We start from the raw sequence: 26,861 nt of genomic DNA, 5'->3' as shown, positions 1-26,861 counted from the left end.
TCAACGAGAAGAGAGCAAAGATGAGCGATAAGCATTCCCCTACTTCCCAAGTAGCGGCTCTGATTAGCCGAGGCAAAGAACAAGGTTACTTAACCTACGCTGAGGTTAACGATCATCTCCCAGACTCGATCACTGAAAGCGAACAAATTGAAGACATTATTCAAATGCTTCAAGACGTTGGTATTCCAGTACATGAACGTGCGCCTGAATCTGACGACACCATGTTCGACGGGAATAATACTGAGACAACAGATGAAGTCGCAGAGGAAGAAGCTGCAGCTGTACTTGCTTCTGTTGAAAATGAGCCTGGTCGTACCACAGACCCTGTTCGTATGTATATGCGCGAGATGGGTACAGTTGAACTGTTAACCCGTGAAGGCGAAATTGTCATTGCGAAACGTATCGAAGAAGGTATTCGCGATGTTTTAAACTCAATTGCTTATTGGCCAAATGCAGTAGAAGTTGTATTACAAGAATATAAAGATTATGAATTGGGCGAACGTCGTTTAGCCGATCTTCTTTCTGGTTATTTAGATCCCGAATCTAATGATCCAATTCCAGAAGTGATTGAAGAAGAACCTGAAGTAATCGTTGCAGTTGACGCTTCTAAGAAGCAAACGAAAGATGTCAAATTAGACGATGACGAAGAAGAAGAAGCTGAAACTGATGACGAGTCAGAAGTTGAGTCTGGTCCAGATCCTGAGATTGCCAAAGTTCGCTTTGACGAATTAAAAGCAGCTTGGGAAGTAACTAAAGCCGCGATTGCAAAATCTGGTCGAAATAGCCCAGAAGCAAAAGAGGCTTTAGAAGCACTTGCGACTGTGTTCATGATGTTCAAATTCACACCTCGTTTATTTGATATTATTTCAGAAATGATTCGCGGCACGCACGAAAACATTCGTACTGCTGAGCGTGAAGTGATGCGCTACGCTGTTCGTCGTGGTCGTATGGATCGCAACGAATTCCGTACCTCATTCCCTGGTCAAGAATCAAATCCAGCTTGGCTTGAAGAACAAATTGCGAAAGCGCCTGCTGATCTAAAACCCTATTTAGAAAAAGTTCGTCCTGATGTATTGGCATTTCAACAAAAAATTGCCGATATCGAGAAAGATCTTGATCTTACCGTTAAAGAAATTAAAGAAATTTCTAAACGTATGGCGATTGGTGAAGCTAAAGCACGTCGCGCGAAAAAAGAAATGGTTGAAGCGAACTTACGTTTGGTGATTTCGATTGCGAAAAAATACACCAACCGTGGTCTGCAATTCCTCGACTTGATTCAAGAAGGTAACATCGGCTTGATGAAAGCGGTAGACAAGTTTGAATACCGTCGTGGTTATAAGTTCTCGACTTATGCGACTTGGTGGATCCGTCAGGCGATTACTCGCTCGATTGCCGATCAGGCGCGTACCATTCGTATTCCTGTACACATGATCGAAACGATTAATAAGATCAACCGTGTATCTCGTCAATTACTTCAAGAAATGGGTCGTGAGCCTACTCCTGAAGAATTAGGCGAACGTTTGGAAATGGATGAAGTTAAAGTCCGTAAAGTGCTTAAAATTGCTAAAGAACCGATTTCGATGGAAACACCGATCGGTGATGATGAAGATTCGCATTTAGGTGATTTCATTGAAGATGGTAATATCACCTCTCCAATTGATGCGGCGACATCTGAAGGCTTAAAAGAAGCAACACGTGAAGTTTTAGAAAACCTAACTGAACGTGAAGCAAAAGTCTTGAAAATGCGTTTTGGTATCGATATGCCTACAGACCATACTTTGGAAGAAGTCGGCAAACAGTTTGATGTAACGCGTGAACGTATTCGTCAGATTGAAGCGAAAGCTTTACGTAAACTGCGTCACCCTTCTCGTTCTGAGCATTTACGTTCATTCCTTGAGAATGACTAACTCACTCATGAGATAATACTCACTTGATTATGGAGGCTTACCCTCCATAATATGAGTATGAGCAAATTAATACAAAATACCTGCGCTATGCAGGTATTTTTTAAATTATGAGGTATCCCATGACTGACATGACCGATCGTACTCCATCACGCGAACTTCAAGAACATCTTTGGGTTTTCCCTATGGATTATCCAATTAAATTGATTGGTATTGCTGGTGATGACTTACACACAGCTGTTGTTGAAATACTTGTAAAACATTTTCCTGACTTCGAAGGCACCTCTATTCAAGTGCAACCATCACGCACAGGTAAATACCATTCGTTAACTGCGAATTTGGTTTTCAATGAGCTAGAACAAGTCCATGCACTTTATGCAGATCTAGCCGCTTGTCCACTGATTAAGACAGCACTTTAAAGTGATTAAAACACGCTCCCGAGCGTGTTTTTTTTATTATTTTTATATTCAACAACAAACTTAATCTATATCTCGCTTCACTTTTGAAGCGCTCACGGATTATTCCCCTATCAAAGATATTTTCATTATAATTAATCACAATAATCTTTAGATGAAAAGGCTTTAATAGCTGTGGATGCCACCTCAAAACCCAATTTAATTATTCGACAATATAACCAACTCACACCGTATGAAGATCGCTTTTTAGAAATGAAAAGTTTGACTGAACAACGTAATGAGCATACTGCTGACGAGTTATGGATTTTGCAGCACCACTCTGTTTTGACACAAGGTCAAGCCGGTAAACCAGAACACATTTTGATTCCAAGCGACATTCCAATAGTACAAACTGATCGAGGTGGTCAGGTCACATGGCATGGTGAAGGCCAACTGGTTGCGTATTTCATGTTTGACTTAAACAGATTGAAGTGGAATGTACGTACACTGGTGTCCTATGCTGAAAAGCTCATGATTGATCTTTTGAATAAGTATGGCATTACGGCCTATGCAAAACCTGATGCGCCGGGTGTGTATGTAAATGACAGAAAAATTGGCTCGCTTGGATTCAAAATTCGTAAAGGTCGAAGCTATCACGGATTATCTTTAAATATTGATTGCGAATTGACTGGTTTTGATACCATTAATCCTTGTGGATATGCAGGTCTAGAAATGGTCCGTGTTTGTGATTTGCTGCAACCCTTCCCAGATTTCTCACAACTTTGTGTTGATATCATTGAATATCTGAAAAATGATGATTTATTTGCAAATATTCAAACAATTAAACAATAATCACTTTACTTTGACCACCCAACTAATTTAGAGTAAATACTCTAAAACCAATAATTACTGTAAGAAGGGATAAGCGAGTGATTTCAATAAACTCAGTAAAGCCCGCTTTAGAACAAGCTTATGTCAAAGTCATGTTAGATGTGATTGGCAGAGGCTTGGCGATGGCGAGTCAAGTCGATGACGAAATCAGACAGGATGTGTCAAAGTTCCCCGTTGGATTTACTGTTTCGATGGCTGTATTTAATAATGACGCGGCTTTCATTGCTCGAGTCAATAAAAATCATCATTTAGAGCTGATTGACAGTGTTCCAACCAAGCCAGATCTAACCATTACTTTTAAGCACATTCATCATGCTTTTCTGGTATTTTCATTTCAAGAAAGTACAGCGCAATCTTTTGCCAATGACCGAATGATTGCCGATGGTGATTTGGGCCATGCCATTCGTTTGGTGCGTTGTCTGAATAAAATGGAAGCTTTAATTCTGCCTAAAATGGTGGCAGAAATGGCGGTTAAAGAATACCCTCAAAAACTTAGCCTTAAAGAAAAACTCTCAGGCGCTGCAAATATTTATTTAAAAGTTGCTCAGTCATATATCAAGGGAAGTGCATAATAATGACCAAACCATATTACGAATTTTTCTGCCCGGTAAAAGTCATTGCTGGGAATGCAGCCTTAGAACACATGCCGTTTGAACTCGCATCTATGGGCGCAAAACAACCTTTGATTATTACAGACAAAGGCGTTCGTGCGAATGGCCTTCTTGAACCTGTTGAAGCTGCTTTTGCGTCGACTGATGTAACGATTGGTTTTATTTTCGATGATGTACCACCAGACTCAAGCTTAGAAACTGTACGTAGTGTTGCAGCAGCTTATCGCAACAACCAATGTGATGCGATTATCGCGATTGGTGGTGGCTCGGTGATTGATACAGCGAAAGCTGCAAATATTTTGGTGACCGAAGGTGGCGAAGATCTCTTGAAATATTCGGGAGCACATAATCTTCCTCGACCACTGAAGCCATTTTTCGTCGTACCTACCACCTCTGGTACTGGGTCCGAAGTTACCATGGTTGCCGTCATTTCAGATAACACCACTCAGCAGAAGATGCCATTTGCTTCAAAATATTTAATGCCCAATGCTGCCATCTTAGATCCACGCATGACTCAAACGTTGCCACCGCATTTAACAGCGATGACCGCGATGGATGCAATGACACATGCGATTGAGTCATATACCTGTTTAGCAGCGAATCCAATCAGTGATGCATATGCTACTGCCGCAATTAAAAAAATTAGCGATCATTTATTTAATGTTTTAGATAATCCTAAAGATGCACATGGTCGTTTAGAGTTGGCTCAAGCGTCAACTATGGCGGGTATCGCATTTTCAAATGCAATGGTCGGCATCGTACATTCACTCGGACATGCTTTAGGCGCAGTTTCACATTTACCGCATGGTTTATGTATGAATCTATTCTTGCCGTATGTTTTAGAATTCAATAAAGATGTTAATGGCGATAAAATTGCTGACTTGCTTTTACCCTTAGCAGGTCCAGATATATATGCTCAAACTCCTGCGAATTTACGTGCCGATAAAACCATTAGTGTCATCAGTGCTATGCGTGATCAAATTTATGCATTAACCAAATTGCCGCGTACCTTGCGTGAAACAGGAAAAGTGACGGAAGATCAGTTTGATGATATTGCTGAAAAAGCGTTGAATGATGGTTCAATTATTTTTAACCCGAAAGAAACTTCTTTGCTCGATTTAAAATCAATCTTAGAAAAAGCTTGGTAAATTTAACAAAGTAAGCCAATATACTTCGAAATCCGGCCTGATGTTTTTTTAAACATCAGGCTTTTATCATGCAGAAATTAAATTCACTTAATTATTAAACAAAGTGGCACATTTTCTGCTAAAACTTCATGAAAGTTACTGACAAACTGCCCCAAGATAGTTTAGATTGGCGCACTTTTGTTTCATCCATTAGGGGGGATCGTTCGTCTCAAACGATCCTAGATAGATTTGACTGATCCTTGATCAACGATTAAGAGGATAACGCCGTTGACAAATATAACTGGGACTCAATCGGCAGCTAAACTGCAAAAAACGCTAGGTCTCTGGCACATTATTATTATTGGTTTAGCTTATATTCAGCCAATGACCTTATTTGATACTTTTGGATTAGTATCGGAACAAAGTCATTTTCATGTACCCACATCTTATATTATTGCCTTAGTCGCAATCTTATTAACCTCGATTAGTTACGGGCATATGATCCGTCGCTATCCGTCGTCGGGTTCTGCATATACCTATGCACAAAAATCCATTCACCCGAACGTTGGCTTTATGGTGGGTTGGTCATCTTGGCTCGACTATTTATTGTCGCCAATGGTGAATATTATTCTAGCAGTGATCTATCTAGAAGCACTATTCCCAGATGTAAATCATTGGGTATGGGTGGTCAGCTTAACGGCTTTCATGACCCTAGTGAACTTGCGTGGTGTAAAATTTGTTGCCAATTTCAACAGCTTAATCGTCTTTATTCAGCTTGCCGTGATTGGTTACTTTACCTGGATGGTCTATTCATTATTGGCTGGAGGCGTAAATGCTGACGGCACATTGGTGAACGCGCCTTATCAACTTTGGAGTCTTGAGCCATTTTGGAATGAGTTGACCACTGTTGGTGCACTGATTACAGGTGCAACGCTGCTTTGTTTCTCATTCACAGGATTTGACTCACTGAGTTCTCTTGCAGAAGAAACCAAAGATACTGAAAAAACACTACCAAAAGCGATTTTCTTAACCGCTTTAATTGCCGGTGTGATTTTCATTATCAGCACATACTTCATGCAAATTTATTTCCCGAATGACCCTAAAACTTACTTCGCAGATGTTGCGGCGACTCAGCCTGATATTTTGCAAGCTGTGGGTGGTGTAGCATTTAAAACGGTTGTTCTGTACTTCGCAATCATCACCGTTATGGCATCTGGTATTTCTGCGCATGCAGGTGTATCACGCTTAATGTATGTGATGGGCCGTGATGGCGTGATCAATAAAAAAATCTTTGGTCATATTAGTCCGAAGAGCTTTACACCGTCATATAATATTTTAATTGTTGGTGTGGTTGCATTAACAGCCGGTTTTATGGATTTAGATATTGTGATTTCGATGATTAGTTTTGGTGCTTTAACCGCCTTTACTTTCGTGAACTTATCTGTGATCTCACGTTATGCATTACGTGATGGTCGAACCAAAAATCTGAAAGATATTTTTAGTTTTGTGGTTATTCCATTACTGGGCTTTATCTGTATCTTTGCAATGTGGTTAGAAATTGAAAATACTGCTTTGAAGTTTGGTTTGTGGTGGGCAATGTTTGGTGTTTTATACTTAGGCTATAAAACCAAAGGTTTCCGTCATCCTGCTCCTCAGCATGATGAGTTTAATGACAAATAATCTAATGATGAATAAAAAGGCGCTTTAGGCGCCTTTTTATTTCTTATTAACGTTTCAATTTAGCTTTTTCTCAGACACGCTGATCTTCATAATCATTATTTAATTCGGCAGTTAAATCCCATTTGGGTATCCACAATATTGTCTTTAAAGCCTAAATTTTGAATAAAAACATTACGATCAGCCAAGACCTTTTGGTCCTGTAGACTTAATCGAGCTTTATTTGTAAGAGCCAATTGATAAGTATCATTGACGATCTTTTGATAAATCCCACATACTTCTTGTCGTTTGGTTTTATTTAACAGCCGGCCTCTCCAACTACGTTCAAAGTCTTCAGGCTTCAAACTATTGCCCCAGATCTCGATGCTAGAGATCAGACGCTGATGCATATTCTGAAGCCCCTGTCGAATTTCAGCTTGCGTTAAAGGCCGTACATCAACAGCAATGTCTTTTGAATTTTGAGCTTGAGATCCTGTATCTGTTTTAGGTAGATTGTTTTCTGACACTGTCTTAGATTCGATTTTTTCACTGCTTTTTTGATTTTTTAATTCCAATGAATCCTCAGCATAACTCGGCATAGCTATCACCATGCTGGTCAAAATAATTAAAGGTATTACAGAGGATTTCAGTTTTTCTTGATTGAATAAATTTTGCATTGTTATACATCTAACTCAACATTTATTTTTTATAACCAATATTCGCCATGATATGAAGCGTTTATTGATTTTTATTACAAAAAAAGCCACTTCTCAGTGGCTTTAATTATGCAGTAATGAATACAAATTGAAAATTTATACAGTTAAAAATTAAACCAATTCTTTAAAGCCTTGCTGACGCCATGCTTCGTACACAATCACTGCAGTTGCATTTGATAAGTTCAAACTTCGTGAATCTGCTGCCATCGGCAAACGAATCCAGTGTTGTTGTGGAAACATCATTCGCACCTGTTCAGGCAAACCACGCGTTTCTGGGCCCATTAACAAAGCCACAGAACGATTTAAATTTGAAGTATGAGGTGTTTCACTACCTTTGGTCGTAAGCGGATAAATCGCATCTAAACCAATCCCCTGCTCAGCCAAATGCGCCACACATTCATCAAAATTTTCCCAAACTTTCATGTGTGCCCATTCGTGATAATCCAAACCCGCACGTCTTAATTTTTTATCATCCAGTTCAAAACCCAGCGGCTTAACCAAATGAAGCTGCGCACCAGTATTGGCACATAAACGAATGATATTACCTGTATTTGCAGGAATTTCAGGCTCGTACAAAACCACATGAATCACGGGAGATCTCTTCTTTAAAGGTTATGACAAAGCACTTAGCCCTGCCATTGTAATTGTTCGCGCAATTTTACCACTTCACCAATAATGGTCAGTGTCGGCGCTCGAATATGATGTTCTGCCACTTTGGAAGCAATATCAGCCAATGTTCCAACCACGACTTTTTGTTCAGGTGTCGTGCCTTTGGAAATGAGCGCAACCGGCATATCTGCACGTTGACCATGTTCAATCAAACGTGCACAAATTTTTTCTAAGCCCACCAAACCCATATATAAAACCAGTGTCTGATGTTCATAAACCAATTCATGCCAAGGCAACTCAGGAGACCCTTCTTTTAAGTGTCCCGTTAAAAAACGTACACTTTGCGCGTAATCACGATGCGTGAGTGGAATGCCTGCATAAGCAGAACAGCCTGATGCAGCAGTAATCCCAGGAACCACTTGAAATGCCACACCAGCTTCATAGAGTTCTTGGATTTCTTCACCACCGCGACCAAAAATAAACGGATCACCGCCTTTTAAACGACAAACACGTTTACCTTGCTTGGCATAGTCCACCAATAAAGCATTAATTCCATCTTGAGGAACGGAATGGTTAGAACGCTCTTTACCGACATAAATTTTTTCTGCATCACGGCGGCATAAGTTCAAAATCGGTTCAGAGACCAAGCGATCATAAATGACCACATCCGCTTGTTGCATTAAACGCAGTGCTTTTAACGTCAGTAATTCTGGATCACCTGGACCTGCACCGACTAAATACACTTCACCTTTTGGCGTCGACCATTCCATTAAAGCTTGTTCAATTAAGCGATCTGCTTCTTGCATATTATTGTTGAACACCTGCTCTTTCAGGCGACTTGCATACAAATCTTCCCAAAAAATACGTCGCTCATCTGGATTAACTATTTTGGCTTTAACAGCATGGCGCCATTTTCCAGAAAAAGCAGCCAATCTCCCCATTCCATGCGGAATAGTGGATTCAAGCTGAGTTCGAATCTGACGCGACAATACAGGAGATGTACCATTGCTTGCCACCGATATAATCAGCGGTGAGCGGTCAATAATCGCGGGCACCATAAAACGGCAATGCGGAATATCATCCACGCTATTGACTAAAATTTTATCTGCTTCACATGCCTCAAATACCGCTTTATTGGTTGCGGGATCATCTGTTGCAGCAATCACCAAACGATAGTCGCGTAAATTAATTTCTGAATTAAATATGGACTGAACATATCGTCCTTGAGAGGTCTTTACCAACTCAAGTAAAGCAGCATCAATCTCAGGGGCAACCACATGAATGATTGCTCCTGCTTTTGATAAAAGTAGCGCTTTCCGATAAGCAATACGTCCACCACCGACAATCAGACAAGGTTGCTGTTGCAACTTTAAAGAGATTGGAAAAATATCCACGAATTACCTCAATATTAAGATCTGATTGTCTCAAGCAATTTTTATGCTCAAAAGTATCTAGATGAGTGGTTCATGACTTACATCTAGATAACGAGTTTAGGACTTAATGAACGACTAATATAACGACTAATTAGTCAATATAAGTTAAACCACTCATATACGGACGTAGTACTTCAGGTACTTCAATTGAACCATCTTCACGTTGATAGTTTTCCATCACTGCAAGTAAAGTACGCCCCACAGCCAAACCTGAACCATTCAGTGTATGTAAGAATTCAGTTTTCTTAGGATCAGTACGGTAGCGCGCTTTCATGCGACGTGCTTGGAAGTCACCCATGCATGAGCATGAAGAAATTTCACGATAAGTATTTTGACTTGGCACCCAAACTTCTAAGTCATACGTTTTAATTGCACCAAAGCCCATGTCACCTGCGCAAAGAATGACTTTACGATATGGAAGACCGAGTGCCTGCAAGATACCCTCTGCATGACCCGTCAATTCTTCCAAAGCATCAAGTGAAGTTTCAGGTTTCACAATCTGAACCATTTCAACTTTGTCAAATTGATGCTGGCGAATCAAACCACGCGTATCACGACCATATGAACCCGCTTCACTACGGAAACAGGGTGTATGTGCGGCATATTTCAATGGCAGACGATCTGCATCTACAATTTCATCACGTACAAAATTCGTCACAGGCACTTCGGCAGTTGGAATTAAGTAATATTCTTTTTCGCCTTGAAGCTTAAACAAGTCTTCTTCAAATTTAGGTAATTGACCTGTACCGCGAAGCGATTCAGCATTCACCAAATACGGCACATACGCTTCGGTATAGCCATTTTTAAGTGTATGCGTATCCAACATAAACTGAGTTAAAGCGCGTTGTAAGCGAGCCAATGGACCTTTCAATACGCTAAAACGTGAACCCGTGAGCTTCGTTGCAGTTTCAAACTCCAAACCGCCCATCCACTCGCCTAAATCAGTATGATCTTTGATTTCAAAATCAAACTGACGTGGTGTGCCCCACTTTAAAATTTCAACATTATCATTCTCATCTTTACCTTCAGGTACAGACTCATGCGGTAAATTTGGAATAGTTAATGATTTATTTTCAATTTCAGTTTGCAATTCATTTAAAGCCGCCTCAGCTGCTTTTATTTCATCGCCAATCGCGGACATACGCGCCATAAGCTCAGATGCGTCACCGCCTGATTTTTTAATCTGACCAACTTGTTTTGTACCAGCATTACGTTCAGCTTGTAAGCTTTCAGTTTTAGACTGAATTTCTTTACGCTGAGCTTCTAATGATGCCCACTCTTCTACGTTTAACTGTACGCCACGTTTTGCTAAGGCTAAATTAACAGCCTCGATATTATTTCTGAGTAATTTTGGGTCGATCATGGTCAATCTTTTGTAAAGAAAAAAACTGGCTATAGTGTAAGCGCTTCAGCCCAAAAAATACAGTCACTCCGCTTTCAGCTGTGCCTTAATACAGCAAATTTTAAGCAAAACGACAGAAATATTGATTGGGCTAAATTCAGACAAACCTATTCAGTTTTATATTGCGGTAAATTGGGTAAATATCCAGCATTAATCAAGCCTGCTGTTGATTGATAAGGCAACGTTAACTCAGACATACCCTCTGCATATGAAGCCAAGTCATACAGCGGATAAACAAATACAATTCCGTTCGCACCGTAATAGAAATTATCGCTCAACTGTAATTTAGCTTGCTCAATCGAATGATCATCTAACCACATCATATTATTACGATATAAAGCTTCGATTAATTTCTTCTCTGTGCCCGCAACAATTAAGTCCTGCAAAGCAATTCGTTTTTTGCTTTTCAAATCAAAATTTACATACTCTTTATGATACATACCGTGTGCTGCACCTGCATTATAGGTATAGCTCAGCATTTCAAATGTTGCCAAATTTTGATTTTGTCCAATAAAACGAATCACAACCGAAGACTCACCTAAATTCTTTTCATCAGTTGTTTTAGATGCAACTACCGCTTCAGATGCGGCTGAGTTTTTATCCGCTTGAAATGCCAATGGAACAGTCTTTTTAATACGTTCTATAAAGTATTCATTAATCCACGGATAATTAGTTTCCACCGTTTGTAAATCATACTTCGTGCACTCCCCAGCATCACAGGATTCCGTCTGTGTTACAGTAAACGCAACTGTTTTTGATGCAACCCATTGATCCGTTTTTGCCACTGCACTGGTGTCTTGAGATGCTTTATCCTGATCTGCTCCTTTAGGCTGGCATGCTGTTAAAAATAATACAGACGAAAGCATTAGAATATTAATCACTGGCGAGTTCTTTTGAGTTAAATAAGCCTTCATATTGTTCACTATTTCATTTAATCATTTTGATTACTATACAAAGTCTGTTCGTGACTTTTCAATCAAATTTGTATCGGATTGGTCTACTTCTATTTCAATTCAAATACCATTCAAAAATCCGTATGCTATATAAAAGTTCAATGAATTTCAGATTCTATAAGTTCAAAAAAAGCAGCCTTAAGGCTGCTTTTTTAGTCAAAATATGACACTTAAATATCTTTAGCGTCCTATTTAAAATACATTTGATTATCTTTTATGTTTCATCTTTCAATCTCGCTTCAATCTTTCATCTTTCAATCTTGCTTCAACCTTTCAAACTCGCTTCATTTTGAGCCTGATCACTAAGCTTGATCAAAGAGCCTGATCAAAAAATTTATTGATCAATAATGTCGGTGCCTTTAGGCGGCGTAAAATCAAAGATCGAATTTGGTAAGTTTGGATTCACTTTCACATCAGTAAAGCGAATCTGGGTCGTTTGCCCCAATGAGTCTTCCAAGATCATTAAGCTTGGTGCCTTATTCGCTCCAAAACTAATGGTTAAACTTTGGAAAGCACCATCACTTTGCTTTGGAAACAACGTGTAATACGTTTTTCCTTTATTCGGCTGGGTAACACGATAAGACTGCATAATCTGACTGGTATTGCCTGACAACAATAAAGCAGGTGTGTTCGCTACTTGCTCATCTAGGTTTTGACGAATCGCCTGTTTTAAATCTGGATCATAAATCCAAATCATCTTACCTGTAGTTACAATGGTTTGCTTTGAAGGAGATGTGGTTTCCCAATAAAATTTACCCGGTCGCGCCACATTCATCACCCCTTTGAAGGTCTGATTCATATGTTGTGCACTCAGGCCTTTCTTTTGTGGAGCTTTCGATCCTGATGTTGCTTTCGTGGTTTGCTCAAAATTAGCAGATAAACTTTTAATCCCATTTAATTGTTGAATTAAATTGGCTGTGGCTTGTTGCTCCGTTGCGGCAGTCGTTGCTGCCAAAACATTAGTGCTGATGACTGGTGCAAGCATAGCCGCACTAATTGCTACGGCACCGATCGTTTTACGAAGCATATCCATTATTTCACCTTTTTATAAATTTGCATCATCGCAATGTGCGAGATGAATTATCTTAAACCATTTATTTAATGCAATAATCGAGAAAATAAGAAGATTTGTATTGTTATTCACTATTTTTGTAGAAAAAGCTACATCATGATGAAGATCATTCGTACTCATTTTTTATTGAACCACATCAACTGTGTAGCAATAAAAAAGCTCACAATAAATGTGAGCTTTTTTGAGTTATGTCTCTTAAAACTTATACAGCTTCAACAGATACATAACGACGGCCAAATTGACCTTTAACTTCAAATTTGATCACGCCATCAGCGGTAGCAAATAAAGTATGGTCACGGCCCATACCAACGTTTGGACCAGCGTGGAATTCAGTACCACGTTGACGAACGATGATATTACCAGCAGTCACAGCTTGACCACCAAACATTTTAACGCCTAACATTTTAGGGTTCGAGTCACGACCGTTACGTGTCGATCCACCAGCTTTTTTAGTAGCCATGTTTCAAAATCCTCGTAATTAGCCTGAAATAGTCGTAATTTTCAACTCGGTAAACCATTGACGGTGACCTTGTTGTTTACGGTAGTGCTTACGACGACGCATTTTAACAATACGGATTTTGTCGTGACGACCGTGGCTAACTACTTCAGCAGTTACAGTAGCACCAGCAACAACTGGAGCACCAATTTGAATGCTTTCACCGTTCACTAACATTAATACGTCATCAAACGTAATAGTAGCACCAGTTTCTGCTTTCAATAACTCAACTTTAAGGGTTTCACCCTCTACAACACGGTGCTGTTTACCACCGCTTTGGATTACTGCGTACATAACGTACTCCAACATACCCGTGTCGACGTGACGATAAAGGAATATATCGTTCTTAATACGCTCGCCACTGGGGGTTATTCAAGGGCATGGATTTTAAGTGATAATTAAATAAACAACAAGGTATTTTATCTTAAAGTTCAGTAATAGCGATCAAATCTTACATTTCACAGCAAGATAACAATCGTTACATTGATTAATCAGTAAAAATTATGAAAATGAATGAAATTCAGCCAAAGTTAAAATGATACTATGTCGGCGATGCTTGAAACAAGAAATCAAAGCAAGAGAAAGCTTGCGCAAAATACAAACAAATTATTAGAATTCAGCGACATTATCCCTGCTAAATACGACATAAGATGATGTTAATTGTTACACTAGCGCACGTATAGAAATAAATTTGTATAAGGACTCCCTTCAAATGACCATCGATTTTAAGCAAGATATTCTCGCTCCTGTTGCCACAGACTTTGCTGCGATGGATGCATTAATCAATGAGGGGATCAGCTCTAAAGTGGCCTTAGTCATGTCTGTGAGTAAACATGTTGTGGAAGCTGGCGGTAAACGTATGCGTCCTATCATGTGTTTATTAGCAGCACGCGCTTGTGGAGAAGAAAATTTAGAAAATGCGCAAAAGCTTTCTGCCATCATTGAAATGTTACATACAGCCACTTTGGTTCATGATGATGTAGTAGATGAATCTGGCTTGCGCCGTGGTCGTCCGACAGCGAATGCAAGATGGAATAACCAAACTGCAGTTTTGGTTGGCGACTTTCTCATTTCACGTGCTTTTGATCTTTTGGTAGATTTGAATAACATGGTCTTGTTAAAAGATTTCTCAACAGGCACCTGTGAAATTGCCGAAGGCGAAGTTTTACAATTACAGTCTCAACATCAACCAGACACGGATGAAGCCACTTATCTTGACATCATTCATGGTAAAACGTCTCGTTTATTTGAATTAGCCACAGAAGGCGCTGCTATTTTGACGGGCAAGCATGAATATCGTGAAGCACTTCGTCATTATGCAGGTCATTTTGGCAATGCCTTTCAAATTATCGATGATATTTTAGACTACACTTCAGATGCAGAGACCTTAGGTAAAAATATTGGTGACGATTTAATGGAGGGTAAACCGACCCTCCCTCTTATCGCGGCACTCAAAAACACCTCGGGTGAAGAACATCAAATGATTCGTAAGAGTATTACGTCTGGTGGTACTGAGAATTTAGATCAGATTATTCAAATCGTACATCAATCTGGTGCACTACAATATTGTCATAAACGTGCAATTGAAGAGACTGAAGCTGCTTTAGCAGCGCTCAATCAATTGCCAGATAGTATTTATCGTCAAGCACTCAATAACTTGGCACAACTTGCCTTAAACCGAATCCAATAATTAGACTCTCCCTTGCTTATGCATATAAATTTTAATGATCTTTTTATAAAAATGCAGGAACAAGTTGACCAAGCTCAATCTGTTCCTGATGAAAACTTACTCATTGAACTGGTCGCTCGAATTAGACCTGAAGACAGTTACAACTCAGAAGAAATCAAAAATAAATTTCAATCGCTGATTCAAGCATTATTGATTACCCCTACAGCAGCCAATTATTTTCAAGCTTATTTAGTCACGCTGATAAATCGCTACAAACAAACCAGTATTTATGCAGACAGCGGTATTTTATCTTTAGATGGATTTTGGAATCAATTTGGGCAAAGACTCGGCGCACACTTCCTTCCCTTGCTGGTAGATGAAACGGATTTAAAAGATTTAGTTTTTCGCGTATTTGGTTTTCGCAGTGATAAATATTGGTTAGAAAATATTGAAGATGAACAATGGATTCAATTTTTTCAAGTCTTAAATCAGAATCATAGTCATATCGATGCCAAGCTCGGGATCAAACGTGACATCATCAAAGCCATCACAGTGTTGTCCTATCGAATTAGTGGTATTGGCTTATATCCAGAATTTATTAATGCACAGCCTGAACTTTCTGAATATGAATCGCCTTTCTTGGTGCAAAACCGAGAAATCATTGAATTCATCGAAGCTTATAAAAAACAGCATCGAGAAGCAGATGATGTCAGTATTCTCATTCCTCCTGATGCGGACCAAGCATTGGTAATGATTGATCAGTGTCGTGATGTTGTGATGAAAATTCGTCGTGCAACTAAACGCATTGGGGTCAGTTTAAGTCTGACTTATCTGCTGTCTTTGCTTGAGCAATGTTTAGATCGTATTGAACTTTTGCTGACAATTTTAACGGAACAAGGCAAACCGCAATACTTTGCACTGTCAGAGTTATTTCAAGATTTAGTCGCTGCGCATTATGTTGAAAATAGTGTCCGTGAATTGCTCAAAACCAATAGTGAGCTCATTGCACTCCAAGTTACCGAGAACGCCAGTAAAACAGGTGAACATTATGTAAGCACCGACAAGTCTGGCTTTCTAAAAATGTATAAATCCGCAGCCGGTGCGGGTGTCATTATTGCCATCATGGCCACTTTGAAAATATTAACGGCGCGTCTGACCTTAGCGCCGATGATGCAAGCCTTTATGTTTAGCATGAATTATTCACTAGGTTTTATGCTGATTCATGTATTGCACTTCACAGTGGCAACCAAACAACCCGCCATGACTGCTGCCGCGCTTGCCTCGACAGTGCAACAGCGAAAAGGTTCTAAGACGACACAAATCGCAGAGCTTGCTGCGCTCATTATTAATATTATTCGCACCCAGTTCGTCGCAATTTTGGGTAACATCTCGATTGCGATTCCCACTGCCGCGCTTATCACCCTATTATGGCAGTACGGACTCGATGAACCCTTACTGACGCACAATAAAGCCTCATACTTATTACATAGCTTAAATCCATTTACGTCATTGGCGGTTCCTCATGCCGCGATTGCAGGTGTATGTTTATTCTTTTCAGGACTTATTGCGGGTTACTTTGACAACATGGCTGTCTACCGTAAAGTCGGTCCTCGACTCAAAGCACATCAAAAGCTTAGAAATCGTTTGGGGCAAGAACGCCTAGATAAGTTTGCAGGTTATATTGAACGAAATTTAGGTGCTTTAGCGGGTAATTTCATTTTTGGTATCATGCTTGGCAGTATGGGTACGATTGGATTTATCTTAGGCCTACCTTTAGATATACGTCATATTGCATTTGCATCGGCGAACTTCATACAAGGCTTAATGAGCATCAATGGCACGCCTGAAATTGGACTCATTATTGTGTCTTTCCTCGGTGTGTTACTGATTGGTTTAACCAACTTATTTGTGAGTTTTAGTTTAACGATTATCGTTGCGCTTCGTGCTCGTCGTGTCCGCTTCGAACAATGGAAACCACTTGCCAAACTTGTTTTCACTCACTTCTTTACACGTCCTATGGATTTTTTCTGGCCACCGAAACAACCTTTAGAAGTGGAAGATACAAATTCTAGCGCCCAAAAAACAAATCATTAATTGTTGTGTTATTTTTTGTTCAAATAATGATATGTTTCAAGAAATATAACTACTATAAAATGGTTTTATTCGGACTTGAAAAAAAGTGTACCGACTAGTACACTTTGGCGCATTATTATGATAATGGTGGTGCGCTTATATTCTAACTTTGGTTATTTTATATGCCTTATGTATTTATATTTATAGGTTGTTTAGGACTAACGATAAGTAGCATTGGAATATATATTCCTTTTATACAACAACTAGATACATCCGCTGTAATATGGATGAGTCAACACCGCTCGATATTTTTAAATCATGTGGCGATAACTTTATCCTATCTGGGTGGATTACCCATCATGTTGTTGTGCTTTGGAGTATGGTGTTTACAACAAATACGAAATCAAAAATATATTTCCAGTCTATTGATTATCTTAAGTTTAATCGGTGGATCAATGATAGGTTGGATACTAAAATATCTATTCAATCGTTCTCGTCCAGATTCAATTTATCAGATGGTAGATACCTATGGTGCCGCCTTCCCAAGCGCCCATAGTCTTTATGCAGCAGTGTTATCGTGTTTGTTTATTTTTATTTTTTATAAACATAAACAAGCAATATGGATCAAATTATTTGCCTGTTTTTGGTTTATTGGCATGGGTTTTTCAAGGGTTTACCTTGGAGCTCATTTTCCAACAGATGTATTAGCAGGATGGAGTATTGCTTTTGTATGGATTGCACTACTGTGGTTACAGTTTTCGCAAGCGATATTCAAGCGAAATAAATTATTTTTAGAGAAAAATCTAAACGAGGTGGAATAATGATGTCGGCAAAGCTTTGGGCGCCAGCCCTCACCGCTTGTGCTCTAGCAACAAGTATTGCACTTGTAGGTTGTAGCGATAAGCCTAAAGATGCAGAGCAAGCCGCTGCAGCTCAAAATATGCCACCGACTGAAGTAGGTGTCATTGTTGCTCAACCAGAAAGTGTTGAACAAACTGTCGAGCTCTCTGGCCGAACTTCTGCATATCAAATCTCAGAAGTCCGTCCACAAGCCAGCGGTGTTATATTAAAGCGTCTATTTACAGAAGGTAGTTTTGTTCGTGAAGGACAGCCTTTGTATGAAATTGACGCCAATACTAACCGTGCAAATCTAGACAGTGCTAAAGCATCTTTAGTACGTCAACAGGCAAATTTAAATGCGCTGCAAGTGAAAGCTGATCGTTATCGTCAACTTGTTGGTATTAATGCGGTTTCAAAACAAGAGTATGATGATTTACTGGCTCAAGTTAAGTTAGCACAAGCAGATATAGCAACTTCACAAGCGGCATTGAAGAATGCTCAAATTAACTTAGGTTACTCAACAGTTCGCTCACCTATTTCAGGTCAGTCGGGTCGTTCATCAGTGACCGCAGGTGCACTTGTCACCGCTAACCAGCCAGATGCTTTGGTCACCATTCAACAACTTGATCCTATTTACGTCGACATTAATCAATCAAGTGCCGAACTCCTTCGTTTACGCAAACAATTGAGTCAAGGTAATATCGACCGCAGTAACAATACTAAGGTTCGTTTAAAACTTGAGGATGGCAGTACTTATTCAGTTGAAGGTCAACTTGCGTTTTCAGACGCTAGTGTGAATCCAGATACAGGAACTATTACCGTACGTGCTGTTTTCTCAAACCCGAATCAATTATTGCTTCCAGGTATGTATGCAACTGCACAAATTGTGCAAGGTGTCATTCCAAATGCCATTTTGATCCCACAAGCAGCGATTACACGCACCCCAACGGGTCAAGCGACAGCGATGATTGTTAATGCCAAAAATGTCGTTGAAACACGCCAAATCGTAACAGCGGGTGTTCAAGGTAAAGACTGGATTGTGACCAATGGTCTGAAAACTGGTGAAAAAGTGATTGTTGATGGTGTTGCTAAAGTGAAAGATGGCGCAACTGTTGTTGCAAAACCTTATCAAGCTCAACCCGCAGCACAAAAAGGTGCAAATCCTGCAGCTCCAGCGGCAGGACAAAAACCAGCAGCTGAAGCCAAATCAGAAACTGAACAAAAAGCTACTTCAACTGCATAAGGGGTAGACTCAATGGCTCAATTTTTTATTCATCGCCCCATCTTTGCATGGGTGATTGCATTGGTGATTATGCTGGCGGGTATTTTAACCATCAGTAAAATGCCGATTGCACAGTATCCGACCATTGCTCCACCCACTGTCACTATTTCTGCGACGTATCCAGGTGCATCTGCTGAAACTGTTGAAAATACAGTGACCCAGATCATTGAACAGCAGATGAATGGTTTAGATGGCTTACGCTATATTTCATCTAACAGTGCGGGTAACGGTTCAGCGTCTATCGCAATTAACTTTGAACAAGGGGTCGATCCTGATATCGCCCAAGTTCAAGTTCAAAACAAATTACAGTCAGCAACTGCACTTTTACCAGAAGACGTACAACGTCAGGGTATTCGTGTTACGAAATCTGGGGCGAGCTTCTTACAGGTTTTGGCATTTTATTCTCCAAATGGTGAATTAAATGATGCGGACATTAAAGATTATGTGAACTCAAATATTTCTGAACCCCTTAGCCGCGTTGCGGGTGTAGGTGAAGTTCAGGTATTTGGTGGTTCATACGCAATGCGTATTTGGTTAGATCCTGCCAAATTAGCCAGCTATCAACTAAGTCCAAGCGATATTGTCGCTGCACTGCGTTCTCAGAACGCGCAAGTTGCAGTGGGTCAATTGGGCGGTGCACCTGCTGTTGAAGGTCAAGTTTTAAACGCAACAGTCAATGCACAAAGCTTACTTCAAACTGTTGATCAGTTCCGTTCTATCTACTTAAAAAGTGCTGGAACAGGTGCTAAAGTCACTTTAGGTGATGTAGCCAAAGTTGAACTGGGTTCTGACAATTACCAATTTACCTCTAAGTTTAACGGTAGTGCTGCAGGCGGTGTAGCGATTAAATTGGCAACAGGTGCGAATGCCTTAGATACAGCAAATGCTGTTGAAGCACGCCTTGTACAACTTCGTAAAAACTATCCAGTTGGTCTAGAAGATAAACTGGCATTTGATACTACCCCGTTTATTAAGCTTTCAATTGAGAGTGTTGTTAAAACGCTGATTGAAGCCATTATTCTTGTATTCTTTGTGATGTTCTTGTTCTTACAGAACTGGCGCGCAACGATTATTCCAACCATGGCTGTGCCTGTTGTTGTACTGGGTACATTTGCCGTCATTAATATGTTTGGTTTCTCCATCAACACGCTCACCATGTTTGCCATGGTACTTGCCATTGGTCTACTGGTCGATGATGCAATTGTTGTGGTGGAAAACGTCGAGCGGATTATGGTGGAGGAACACCTCGACCCTGTTGAAGCGACCGAAAAGTCAATGCATCAAATTACAGGTGCCTTAGTGGGTATTACCACTGTACTTGCAGCGGTTTTCGTTCCAATGGCATTCTTCAGTGGAACCACAGGTGTAATTTACCGTCAGTTCTCTATTACCCTCGTAACAGCAATGGTCTTGTCACTCATCGTGGCATTAACCTTTACTCCTGCGCTATGTGCGACGTTGTTGAAACAACATGACAAAAACAAAGAACAGAGTAATGGTATTTTTGCTCGTTTCTTCCGTTGGTTCAATGATCGCTTCGACCGTATGGCTGAAGGTTATCAAAAATGGGTTGGCAAACTTCTTATTCATAAGATTTTAGCAGGTGCAATTTATGCACTCGTTCTGGTTGGTTTGGTCTTCCTATTTAAGGGACTTCCAAGCTCATTCTTACCAGACGAAGACCAAGGTGTTGTAATGACACTGGTCCAACTCCCACCGAATGCAACGCTTGATCGTACTGAAAAAGTCATCGATCAAATGACACATTTCTTTAGAGAAAATGAAAAAGAAAACGTTGAATCTGTATTCAGTGTTGCAGGTTTCTCATTTACAGGTGTGGGTCAAAACGCGGGCTTAGCTTTTATTAAGTTAAAAGACTGGGATGAACGTACCACAAAAGAATCAACTGTAAGTGCCATTATTCAACGGGGTATGGCGCTTAACGTCATCGCTAAAGATGCCTCTTATGTTATGCCTTTACAGCTTCCTGCAATGCCTGAACTCGGTGTATCTGCAGGCTTTAACTTGATGTTAAAAGATGCTGCTGGTAATGGGCATGAGCAAATGATTAATGCGCGTAACATGATCTTGGGAATGGCTGCACAAGACAAACGTCTTGCAGGTGTTCGTCCAAACGGTCAAGAAGATACGCCGCAGTACAAAATCTATGTCGATAATGAAAAAGCCAGCGCAATGGGCGTAAGCATTTCAGAAATCAACAGCACCATGAGTATCGCTTGGGGTGGCTCTTACGTGAATGACTTCATCGACCGTGGTCGTGTGAAGAAAGTTTATGTACAAGCAATTCCAGATGCGCGCATGATGCCAGAAGATTTAAACAAATGGTATGTGCGTAGCGCTTCGGGTCAAATGGTTCCATTCTCATCATTCTCTACAGGTGAATGGACCTATGGTTCTCCACGTTTAGAGCGTTATAACGGTATTTCATCAGTCAATATTCAAGGTACTCCAGCGCCGGGTGTCAGCTCGGGTGATGCTATGATTGCGATGGAAGAAATCGTTGCAAAACTGCCTAGTATGGGGATGAATGGTTTTGACTATGAGTGGACAGGTTTATCTTTAGAAGAACGTGAGTCTGGTTCTCAGACCATGGGCCTATACGCGCTTTCAATGTTGATTGTATTCTTATGTCTTGCCGCACTTTATGAAAGTTGGTCTATTCCATTTTCAGTGATGTTGGTGATTCCACTGGGTATTGTTGGTGCAATTGGTTTAACATTCTTAGGTATGGTATTACTCAAAGATCCTAACTTAACCAATAACATCTACTTCCAAGTGGCGATCATTGCGGTGATTGGTTTGGCGGCAAAAAATGCGATCTTGATCGTAGAGTTTGCCAAAGAACTTCAAGAAGACAAAGGCGAGCCTTTACTTGAAGCAACGCTACACGCTGCTAAAATGCGTTTACGTCCAATCATTATGACCACTTTAGCCTTTGGTTTTGGTGTACTACCACTTGCCTTGTCTTCAGGCGCAGGTGCAGGTAGCCAACACTCTGTAGGTTATGGCGTGTTAGGTGGTGTAATTAGCTCGACTTTATTGGGTATCTTCTTTATCCCTGTATTTTATGTTTGGATTCGAAGTATCTTTAAATTCAAGCCTAAACAAAAAACTACTCAGGAGCATACATCGTAATGCAAAAGTTATGGTCTATTACAGGTCGTAGCATTGCGGTATCTGCACTTGCGCTTGCTTTGACTGCATGTCAAAGCATGCGTGGTCCAGAACCCGTTGCGCAAGCCAATATTCCTGGCAATTATTTGGGGAATGCTTCAGGCACATCTGTGGCTGAACTCGGGTACAAAGACTTCTTTGCTGATCCAAACTTAATTCAAGTACTTGATTTAGCGATTGCCAATAACCGTGATTTACGTACGGCTGCATTGAATATTCAACGTGCACAGCAACAGTACCAAATCACTCAAAATAATCAGCTTCCAACCATTGGTGCAAGTGGTGGCGTTTTGCGCCAAGACACAGCGACATCAAATGGTGCGAATACGGTGTATAACGTTGGCCTTGGTGTAACTGCTTATGAGTTGGACTTTTGGGGACGAGTACGTAGCCTTAAAGACAATGCTTTAGACAATTACTTAGCGACTGCAAGTGCACGCGATGCAACTCAAATTGCATTGGTGGGTCAAGTTGCGCAAGCATGGTTAAGTTACTCTTTTGCCAATGCCAACTTAAAGCTGGCTGAGCAAACTCTGAAAACACAGCTTGAGTCTTACAATCTCAACAAAAAGCGTTTTGACGTTGGTATCGACAGTGAAGTACCTGTTCGTCAGGCACAAGTTTCTGTCGAAACTGCCCGCAATGATGTTGCTAATTTTAAGACACAAATTGCTCAAGCACAGAATCTATTGAACCTCCTTGTAGGTCAATCGGTTGCTCCAGAGTTATTGCCAAAACAACGTGTAACCAGTATCACCAATGACAAAACCCTATCTGCGGGTATTCCAAGTGATCTGCTCAACAATCGTCCAGATGTGAAAGCAGCGGAATATCAACTCAGTGCGGCTGGTGCGAATATTGGTGCTGCTAAAGCACGTTTATTCCCATCGATTAGCCTGACGGGTTCTGCTGGTTATGCATCGACTGATTTAAGTGATTTATTTAAATCTGGCGCATTTATTTGGTCTGTAGGTCCAAGTCTAGATATTCCAATTTTTGATTGGGGCACACGTCGTGCAAATATCAAAATTTCTGAAACGGACCAACAAATTGCGTTGTCTGATTATGAGAAATCAATTCAGTCTGCATTCCGTGAAGTGAATGATGCTTTAGCGGTTCGTCAAAATATTGGTGCACGTTTGGCTTCTCAGCGTCGCTTAGTCGATGCTACAAATACAACCTATAAACTGTCGAATGCCCGCTTCCGTGCAGGTATTGATAGCTTCTTAACTGTATTAGATGCTCAGCGTACTTCATACACGGCTGAACAAGGTTTACTCCTGCTTGAACAAGCCAACTTAAATAACCAAGTTGAAGTGTATAAAACCTTAGGTGGCGGTTTAAAAACTAATACCTCACAGCAAATTCAGTATCAGCCATCCAGCTCTGATTTGAAATACAACTCTAAATAAGTATTCATTATCAAAAAAGTCCACCTTGTGTGGGCTTTTTTGATTGCAATTTTCGGTAGGATTTCCTATCTTCAAAGCTCGCTTATTATTTGAATCAACATCATGCTTCTGAGTAATTTAGAAACCGTTCCAGGTCATGAAATTATTAAACAATTTGATGTCGTCTATGGCAGTACCGTTCGAAGTAAACATGTCGGACGTGACTTACTGGCAGGACTCAAAAATATTGTCGGTGGCGAACTCACCGCTTATACAGAATTATTAGAAGAATCACGACAAGAAGCCATGGATCGGATGATTAAAAAAGCACAAGACTTAGGTGCCAATGCCATAGTAGGTATCCGCTTTTCAACCTCAAATATTACCCAAGGCGCATCTGAGCTTTTTGTCTATGGCACCGCCGTGATGGTGAATACTCAATCTACACGTCTTCCAGATCCATTCACACACTAGGCTTGATCTATGGACGGTTTAATTTTTAAGGTCATTGTCTTTTTGGTGTTGTTTGGGCTGGGTTTCGGCTTTGGTCGATACAATGAGCGCAAACATTTTAAAGCATTAGATGCTGACGAAAAACGTCTCGCACATATTTCACTGGATACTCACCGTTTTAAAACAACGACTCAGCCTGGACAAATGGTAAGTAGTAATGTCGTCATTTCTCATGATTACTTTAAATATGTGATCGCTCAAATTCAAAACTTTTTTGGGGGTCGTTTGACCAGCTATGAAAGTATTGTAGAACGTGCTCGTCGTGAAGCCGTGGTTCGACTCAAGCAAGAAGCTGAAAAAATGGGTGCTACCCATATTATGGGATTACGCTTGAGTACCACTGAACTGGGTATGCAAGGTGGGATGGTTGAAGTCTTTGCTTACGGCACAGCAATCAAAAATGAAACGAACTGATCAATTTAAAATGATGATTAAAGATCTTTTCCTTTGATCAGTTACTAACGACTTCACCTATAATCAAGTCTTGATGCGCATCAGCGATAATCGTTTGATGAGTATTGTTCGGATTCGACTTACAGCTTTTAAAAGTTATAGCTTTCAAAAGCTGCAAGACCAGAGTTAAAAGATCATCGCTATTTTGTATCGTTGGTTTTTTAGAAATAGTCGATTTTTAGAAAATGTAATGTGACATTTTTAATCTAATGCATTGCCTGTCGAGTTGAGGAAAGTTACAGTATATTAAAAAAGAAGAATGCTATTCTTTTGATATACATCGTCTACTCAACTCGATCATGCTTAACGAATAGTGCTGAATAAATTTACTTACTTCACTTTCATCTTTCGAATCATACGATAAAGAATTTTTGGGGATAAGCGAGAAATCCAAACGCCTAATTTCTCCTTCTTCCCACCTACGACAATGTATTCATCCCCTTTCAACAATGCATTTACAGTGATCTTGGCAAACTCATCTGCTTCTAAACCATTGGCGGTCGCATCATTGTCATGACCTTGCGGTTTACCCTCGCCATCCAAAGCATTAAATGAAACATTGGTTTTGACAAACCCTGGGAAAACCACCGAAACCCCTAAACCTTGATCAGCCACTTCAGCTCTTAAGCTATTTGCCCACATATGAATCGCTGCTTTAGCTGCTGAATATGAAGCCCGATATTGCGTTCCCAATAATCCCGCCACACTCGATACAAAAACAATGCGACCTGACTTTTGTTCCAAAAAGGTGGGTAAAACCGTCTTGGTTAAAAAGACTTGAGAGAAATAATCCACTTCCATAATGGCGCGTTCAGTCAGCATCGTGGTTTCTGCGATTAAAGCGCGTTGGCTTAAACCTGCATTATTAATGAGCCAATCAATTTTTTGTTTTGCATGACTTACTTGATCATGAGCGGAACGGACTTGAGCCTCGTCTGTAATATCAGCAGCAATTGAAATATGACGTTCTGGATGGCTCAAACTCAGCCGAACGTTTTCTAATTCTTCATAACGACGTGCCGTCAAAACCACCTGAGCCCCTCTTGCGGCACACTCTTGTGCTAATGCCTTACCCAAACCAGATGAAGCACCTGTAATCCATACAACCTTTCCATCCATGATCTTGTTCTCTTTATGAAGTGTGCATGAATTATACTTGAATTAGAAAATTTCCAAAATGATCTGCATAATAAGTTGCCTTGGTTTGGTCACGACTATCGTACTCATCTGCGATTTTATTAATCCGTTTATAGCCTGTTGCCGTAATCATGTTAATCACGCCATTCAGGGTTTTATCCACCACAAAATTGAACTTTAATAATGTTTTAGGATCACGAATAAACTCTGACACACCCAAATCAATCACTTTAACTAAATCTCTCATCAGCTTGGGTAATACATCAAAGTTACCTTGACGAATCGCCTCTAAACTGGCTTGAGACTCCTCACCTAACTGGCGATCTAAGTTGTAATACATTTTGATATTGCCGGGCTCTTCAGCATGAAATTTATTTAAAATATGATTTGCGACAGGTTTTAAACGATCATTACCAAAGAATGAAATCGACCATGGCATGTATTTTTTAAGTGTACTTTCAATCTGATCTAAGGCCTGTTGACCTTCATGAGAACGACCTGTAGAACCGCTCTTCGCTTGTTGTTCTTTCACCAATGTACCAAAGACTTGCTCTAAAACTTGGCAGGACATTTCGGTAAAAACACGACCTAAATCTTTGGCCAAATCTTTTTTCTCACCATGATTTAATTTTTCAGTGATTTCCACCAATTCATTATAGGTATGATCATTGATCTTTAATTGAATTTGATACGACATAGCAACTCCTGTAAGTGTTTTGTTTATTTAGAATCTTTGATTTTAGCGTCTTTCATTTTCGCTTTATGTACTTCGTTATTAATTTAAATTTACTGCCATTAAACTTCCTACTAAAGGATTGATTTAAAACATTTAATCAAAAAACCTGATCAAATATTCAGATCTAATATTTAAATGTTCTGTTCTACTCTGCATCATTAATAGTGGTTTAGCTTTGGCAATTATTCAGCTTTAACACTTGTTGATATTCAACCGTGCTTTGTCTTGAATAGCCTGAGCCCATATTAACAAAGCAAAGAAACAGCCACATTGTCATGCACTTCTTGATTCGTTTTATTTATAGCGC

24 protein-coding genes are annotated in these 26,861 nt (G+C 40.0%); 14 read left to right on the top strand and 10 right to left on the bottom strand.

What is annotated here, in order from left to right:
• Positions 1–20 precede the first annotated feature (20 nt).
• The 6 genes from rpoD (at position 21) to V5M36_RS03980 (ending at position 6,608) form a co-directional block, all read left to right on the top strand.
• A complete protein-coding gene (gene rpoD, locus V5M36_RS04005) occupies positions 21–1,907 on the top strand; it encodes an RNA polymerase sigma factor RpoD (RefSeq protein ID WP_338562259.1) in 1,887 nt (628 codons plus the stop codon).
• A 128-nt stretch (positions 1,908–2,035) separates the two neighbouring features.
• Entirely contained in the window at positions 2,036–2,323 is a 288-nt protein-coding gene (locus tag V5M36_RS04000) for a YbeD family protein (RefSeq protein WP_338564024.1), read from the top strand.
• Between the two features lie 171 nt (positions 2,324–2,494).
• The gene (lipB, locus tag V5M36_RS03995) at positions 2,495–3,151 is read left to right on the top strand and encodes a lipoyl(octanoyl) transferase LipB (protein WP_338562257.1); all 657 of its coding nucleotides are present in this window, start codon (positions 2,495–2,497) and stop codon (positions 3,149–3,151) included.
• A gap of 77 nt (positions 3,152–3,228) precedes the next feature.
• Positions 3,229–3,762, top strand: a complete 534-nt coding sequence (locus V5M36_RS03990; RefSeq protein ID WP_338562255.1) for a hypothetical protein — start codon at positions 3,229–3,231, stop codon at positions 3,760–3,762.
• 2 nt (positions 3,763–3,764) lie between these two features.
• Positions 3,765–4,949 carry an iron-containing alcohol dehydrogenase gene (locus V5M36_RS03985; protein ID WP_338562253.1) on the top strand — a complete coding sequence of 395 codons (1,185 nt, stop codon included), beginning with the start codon at positions 3,765–3,767 and terminating at the stop codon, positions 4,947–4,949.
• Between the two features lie 267 nt (positions 4,950–5,216).
• Complete coding sequence (locus V5M36_RS03980; protein WP_338562251.1) at positions 5,217–6,608, top strand: APC family permease; 1,392 nt, start codon at positions 5,217–5,219, stop codon at positions 6,606–6,608.
• Positions 6,609–6,703: 95 nt separating this feature from the next.
• Here the strand turns inward: V5M36_RS03980 and V5M36_RS03975 are convergent, their stop codons facing one another.
• From V5M36_RS03975 to rplU, 8 genes are all read right to left on the bottom strand, one after another.
• Positions 6,704–7,261, bottom strand: coding sequence for a hypothetical protein (locus V5M36_RS03975; RefSeq protein ID WP_338562249.1), 558 nt, complete (start codon positions 7,259–7,261; stop codon positions 6,704–6,706).
• 150 nt (positions 7,262–7,411) lie between these two features.
• Positions 7,412–7,891, bottom strand: coding sequence for a tRNA (cytidine(34)-2'-O)-methyltransferase (locus V5M36_RS03970; protein ID WP_338562247.1), 480 nt, complete (start codon positions 7,889–7,891; stop codon positions 7,412–7,414).
• A 35-nt stretch (positions 7,892–7,926) separates the two neighbouring features.
• Positions 7,927–9,303, bottom strand: coding sequence for a siroheme synthase CysG (gene cysG / locus V5M36_RS03965; protein ID WP_338562245.1), 1,377 nt, complete (start codon positions 9,301–9,303; stop codon positions 7,927–7,929).
• A gap of 130 nt (positions 9,304–9,433) precedes the next feature.
• Positions 9,434–10,705 (bottom strand): serine--tRNA ligase, encoded by a 1,272-nt coding sequence (serS, locus tag V5M36_RS03960; protein WP_338562243.1) that lies wholly within the window; start codon positions 10,703–10,705, stop codon positions 9,434–9,436.
• Positions 10,706–10,851: 146 nt separating this feature from the next.
• Entirely contained in the window at positions 10,852–11,658 is an 807-nt protein-coding gene (locus tag V5M36_RS03955) for an RsiV family protein (protein ID WP_338562241.1), read from the bottom strand.
• A gap of 373 nt (positions 11,659–12,031) precedes the next feature.
• The gene (lolA, locus tag V5M36_RS03950; protein WP_338562239.1) at positions 12,032–12,730 is read right to left on the bottom strand and encodes an outer membrane lipoprotein chaperone LolA; all 699 of its coding nucleotides are present in this window, start codon (positions 12,728–12,730) and stop codon (positions 12,032–12,034) included.
• A 241-nt stretch (positions 12,731–12,971) separates the two neighbouring features.
• Positions 12,972–13,229: a 50S ribosomal protein L27 gene (gene rpmA / locus V5M36_RS03945; protein WP_338562237.1), complete on the bottom strand. Its 258-nt coding sequence runs from the start codon at positions 13,227–13,229 to the stop codon at positions 12,972–12,974.
• Positions 13,230–13,247: 18 nt separating this feature from the next.
• On the bottom strand, positions 13,248–13,559 hold the full coding sequence (gene rplU / locus V5M36_RS03940) for a 50S ribosomal protein L21 (protein WP_338562235.1): 312 nt from the start codon (positions 13,557–13,559) through the stop codon (positions 13,248–13,250).
• A 418-nt stretch (positions 13,560–13,977) separates the two neighbouring features.
• Between rplU and sdsA the strand changes: the two genes are divergently transcribed.
• From sdsA to V5M36_RS03900, 8 genes are all read left to right on the top strand, one after another.
• On the top strand, positions 13,978–14,955 hold the full coding sequence (sdsA, locus tag V5M36_RS03935; protein WP_338562234.1) for an All-trans-nonaprenyl-diphosphate synthase: 978 nt from the start codon (positions 13,978–13,980) through the stop codon (positions 14,953–14,955).
• Between the two features lie 18 nt (positions 14,956–14,973).
• Positions 14,974–17,028: a site-specific recombinase gene (locus V5M36_RS03930; protein ID WP_338562233.1), complete on the top strand. Its 2,055-nt coding sequence runs from the start codon at positions 14,974–14,976 to the stop codon at positions 17,026–17,028.
• 161 nt (positions 17,029–17,189) lie between these two features.
• On the top strand, positions 17,190–17,828 hold the full coding sequence (locus V5M36_RS03925) for a phosphatase PAP2 family protein (RefSeq protein ID WP_338562230.1): 639 nt from the start codon (positions 17,190–17,192) through the stop codon (positions 17,826–17,828).
• Complete coding sequence (locus V5M36_RS03920) at positions 17,828–19,090, top strand: efflux RND transporter periplasmic adaptor subunit (protein WP_338562227.1); 1,263 nt, start codon at positions 17,828–17,830, stop codon at positions 19,088–19,090. The genes V5M36_RS03925 and V5M36_RS03920 overlap by 1 nt, the downstream gene beginning before the upstream one ends.
• Before the next feature lie 12 nt (positions 19,091–19,102).
• The gene (locus tag V5M36_RS03915) at positions 19,103–22,285 is read left to right on the top strand and encodes an efflux RND transporter permease subunit (RefSeq protein ID WP_338562225.1); all 3,183 of its coding nucleotides are present in this window, start codon (positions 19,103–19,105) and stop codon (positions 22,283–22,285) included.
• Positions 22,285–23,736 carry a multidrug efflux RND transporter AdeIJK outer membrane channel subunit AdeK gene (adeK, locus tag V5M36_RS03910; RefSeq protein WP_338562223.1) on the top strand — a complete coding sequence of 484 codons (1,452 nt, stop codon included), beginning with the start codon at positions 22,285–22,287 and terminating at the stop codon, positions 23,734–23,736. The genes V5M36_RS03915 and adeK overlap by 1 nt, the downstream gene beginning before the upstream one ends.
• A 102-nt stretch (positions 23,737–23,838) precedes the next feature.
• Entirely contained in the window at positions 23,839–24,189 is a 351-nt protein-coding gene (locus V5M36_RS03905; protein WP_338562221.1) for a YbjQ family protein, read from the top strand.
• 9 nt (positions 24,190–24,198) lie between these two features.
• Positions 24,199–24,642 carry a YbjQ family protein gene (locus V5M36_RS03900; RefSeq protein ID WP_338562219.1) on the top strand — a complete coding sequence of 148 codons (444 nt, stop codon included), beginning with the start codon at positions 24,199–24,201 and terminating at the stop codon, positions 24,640–24,642.
• 369 nt (positions 24,643–25,011) lie between these two features.
• Here V5M36_RS03900 and V5M36_RS03895 read toward each other — a convergent pair whose 3' ends face one another.
• Positions 25,012–25,800, bottom strand: a complete 789-nt coding sequence (locus V5M36_RS03895; RefSeq protein ID WP_338562217.1) for an SDR family NAD(P)-dependent oxidoreductase — start codon at positions 25,798–25,800, stop codon at positions 25,012–25,014.
• 31 nt (positions 25,801–25,831) lie between these two features.
• Positions 25,832–26,515, bottom strand: a complete 684-nt coding sequence (locus tag V5M36_RS03890) for a hypothetical protein (protein WP_338562215.1) — start codon at positions 26,513–26,515, stop codon at positions 25,832–25,834.
• Between the last annotated feature and the right edge of the window lie 346 nt (positions 26,516–26,861).

The sequence above is a fragment of the Acinetobacter sp. KS-LM10 genome (assembly GCF_036896575.1).
Classification (GTDB): domain Bacteria; phylum Pseudomonadota; class Gammaproteobacteria; order Pseudomonadales; family Moraxellaceae; genus Acinetobacter; species Acinetobacter avistercoris.
The sequence above is the reverse complement of the archived record's forward strand: the minus strand, read 5'-3'. Positions and strand labels throughout refer to the sequence as shown.

Bases quoted from the DNA above. Each gene is read 5' to 3' on its own strand.
- rpoD (WP_338562259.1), top strand. From the start codon at position 21: ATGAGCGATAAGCATTCCCCTACTTCCCAAGTAGCGGCTCTGATTAGC.
- V5M36_RS04000 (WP_338564024.1), top strand. From the start codon at position 2,036: ATGACCGATCGTACTCCATCACGCGAACTTCAAGAACATCTTTGGGTT.
- V5M36_RS03985 (WP_338562253.1), top strand. From the start codon at position 3,765: ATGACCAAACCATATTACGAATTTTTCTGCCCGGTAAAAGTCATTGCT.
- V5M36_RS03975 (WP_338562249.1), bottom strand. From the start codon at position 7,261: ATGCAAAATTTATTCAATCAAGAAAAACTGAAATCCTCTGTAATACCT.
- serS (WP_338562243.1), bottom strand. From the start codon at position 10,705: ATGATCGACCCAAAATTACTCAGAAATAATATCGAGGCTGTTAATTTA.
- V5M36_RS03955 (WP_338562241.1), bottom strand. From the start codon at position 11,658: ATGAAGGCTTATTTAACTCAAAAGAACTCGCCAGTGATTAATATTCTA.
- lolA (WP_338562239.1), bottom strand. From the start codon at position 12,730: ATGGATATGCTTCGTAAAACGATCGGTGCCGTAGCAATTAGTGCGGCT.
- rpmA (WP_338562237.1), bottom strand. From the start codon at position 13,229: ATGGCTACTAAAAAAGCTGGTGGATCGACACGTAACGGTCGTGACTCG.
- rplU (WP_338562235.1), bottom strand. From the start codon at position 13,559: ATGTACGCAGTAATCCAAAGCGGTGGTAAACAGCACCGTGTTGTAGAG.
- sdsA (WP_338562234.1), top strand. From the start codon at position 13,978: ATGACCATCGATTTTAAGCAAGATATTCTCGCTCCTGTTGCCACAGAC.
- V5M36_RS03930 (WP_338562233.1), top strand. From the start codon at position 14,974: ATGCATATAAATTTTAATGATCTTTTTATAAAAATGCAGGAACAAGTT.
- V5M36_RS03925 (WP_338562230.1), top strand. From the start codon at position 17,190: ATGCCTTATGTATTTATATTTATAGGTTGTTTAGGACTAACGATAAGT.
- V5M36_RS03920 (WP_338562227.1), top strand. From the start codon at position 17,828: ATGATGTCGGCAAAGCTTTGGGCGCCAGCCCTCACCGCTTGTGCTCTA.
- V5M36_RS03915 (WP_338562225.1), top strand. From the start codon at position 19,103: ATGGCTCAATTTTTTATTCATCGCCCCATCTTTGCATGGGTGATTGCA.
- adeK (WP_338562223.1), top strand. From the start codon at position 22,285: ATGCAAAAGTTATGGTCTATTACAGGTCGTAGCATTGCGGTATCTGCA.
- V5M36_RS03905 (WP_338562221.1), top strand. From the start codon at position 23,839: ATGCTTCTGAGTAATTTAGAAACCGTTCCAGGTCATGAAATTATTAAA.
- V5M36_RS03900 (WP_338562219.1), top strand. From the start codon at position 24,199: ATGGACGGTTTAATTTTTAAGGTCATTGTCTTTTTGGTGTTGTTTGGG.
- V5M36_RS03895 (WP_338562217.1), bottom strand. From the start codon at position 25,800: ATGGATGGAAAGGTTGTATGGATTACAGGTGCTTCATCTGGTTTGGGT.
- V5M36_RS03890 (WP_338562215.1), bottom strand. From the start codon at position 26,515: ATGTCGTATCAAATTCAATTAAAGATCAATGATCATACCTATAATGAA.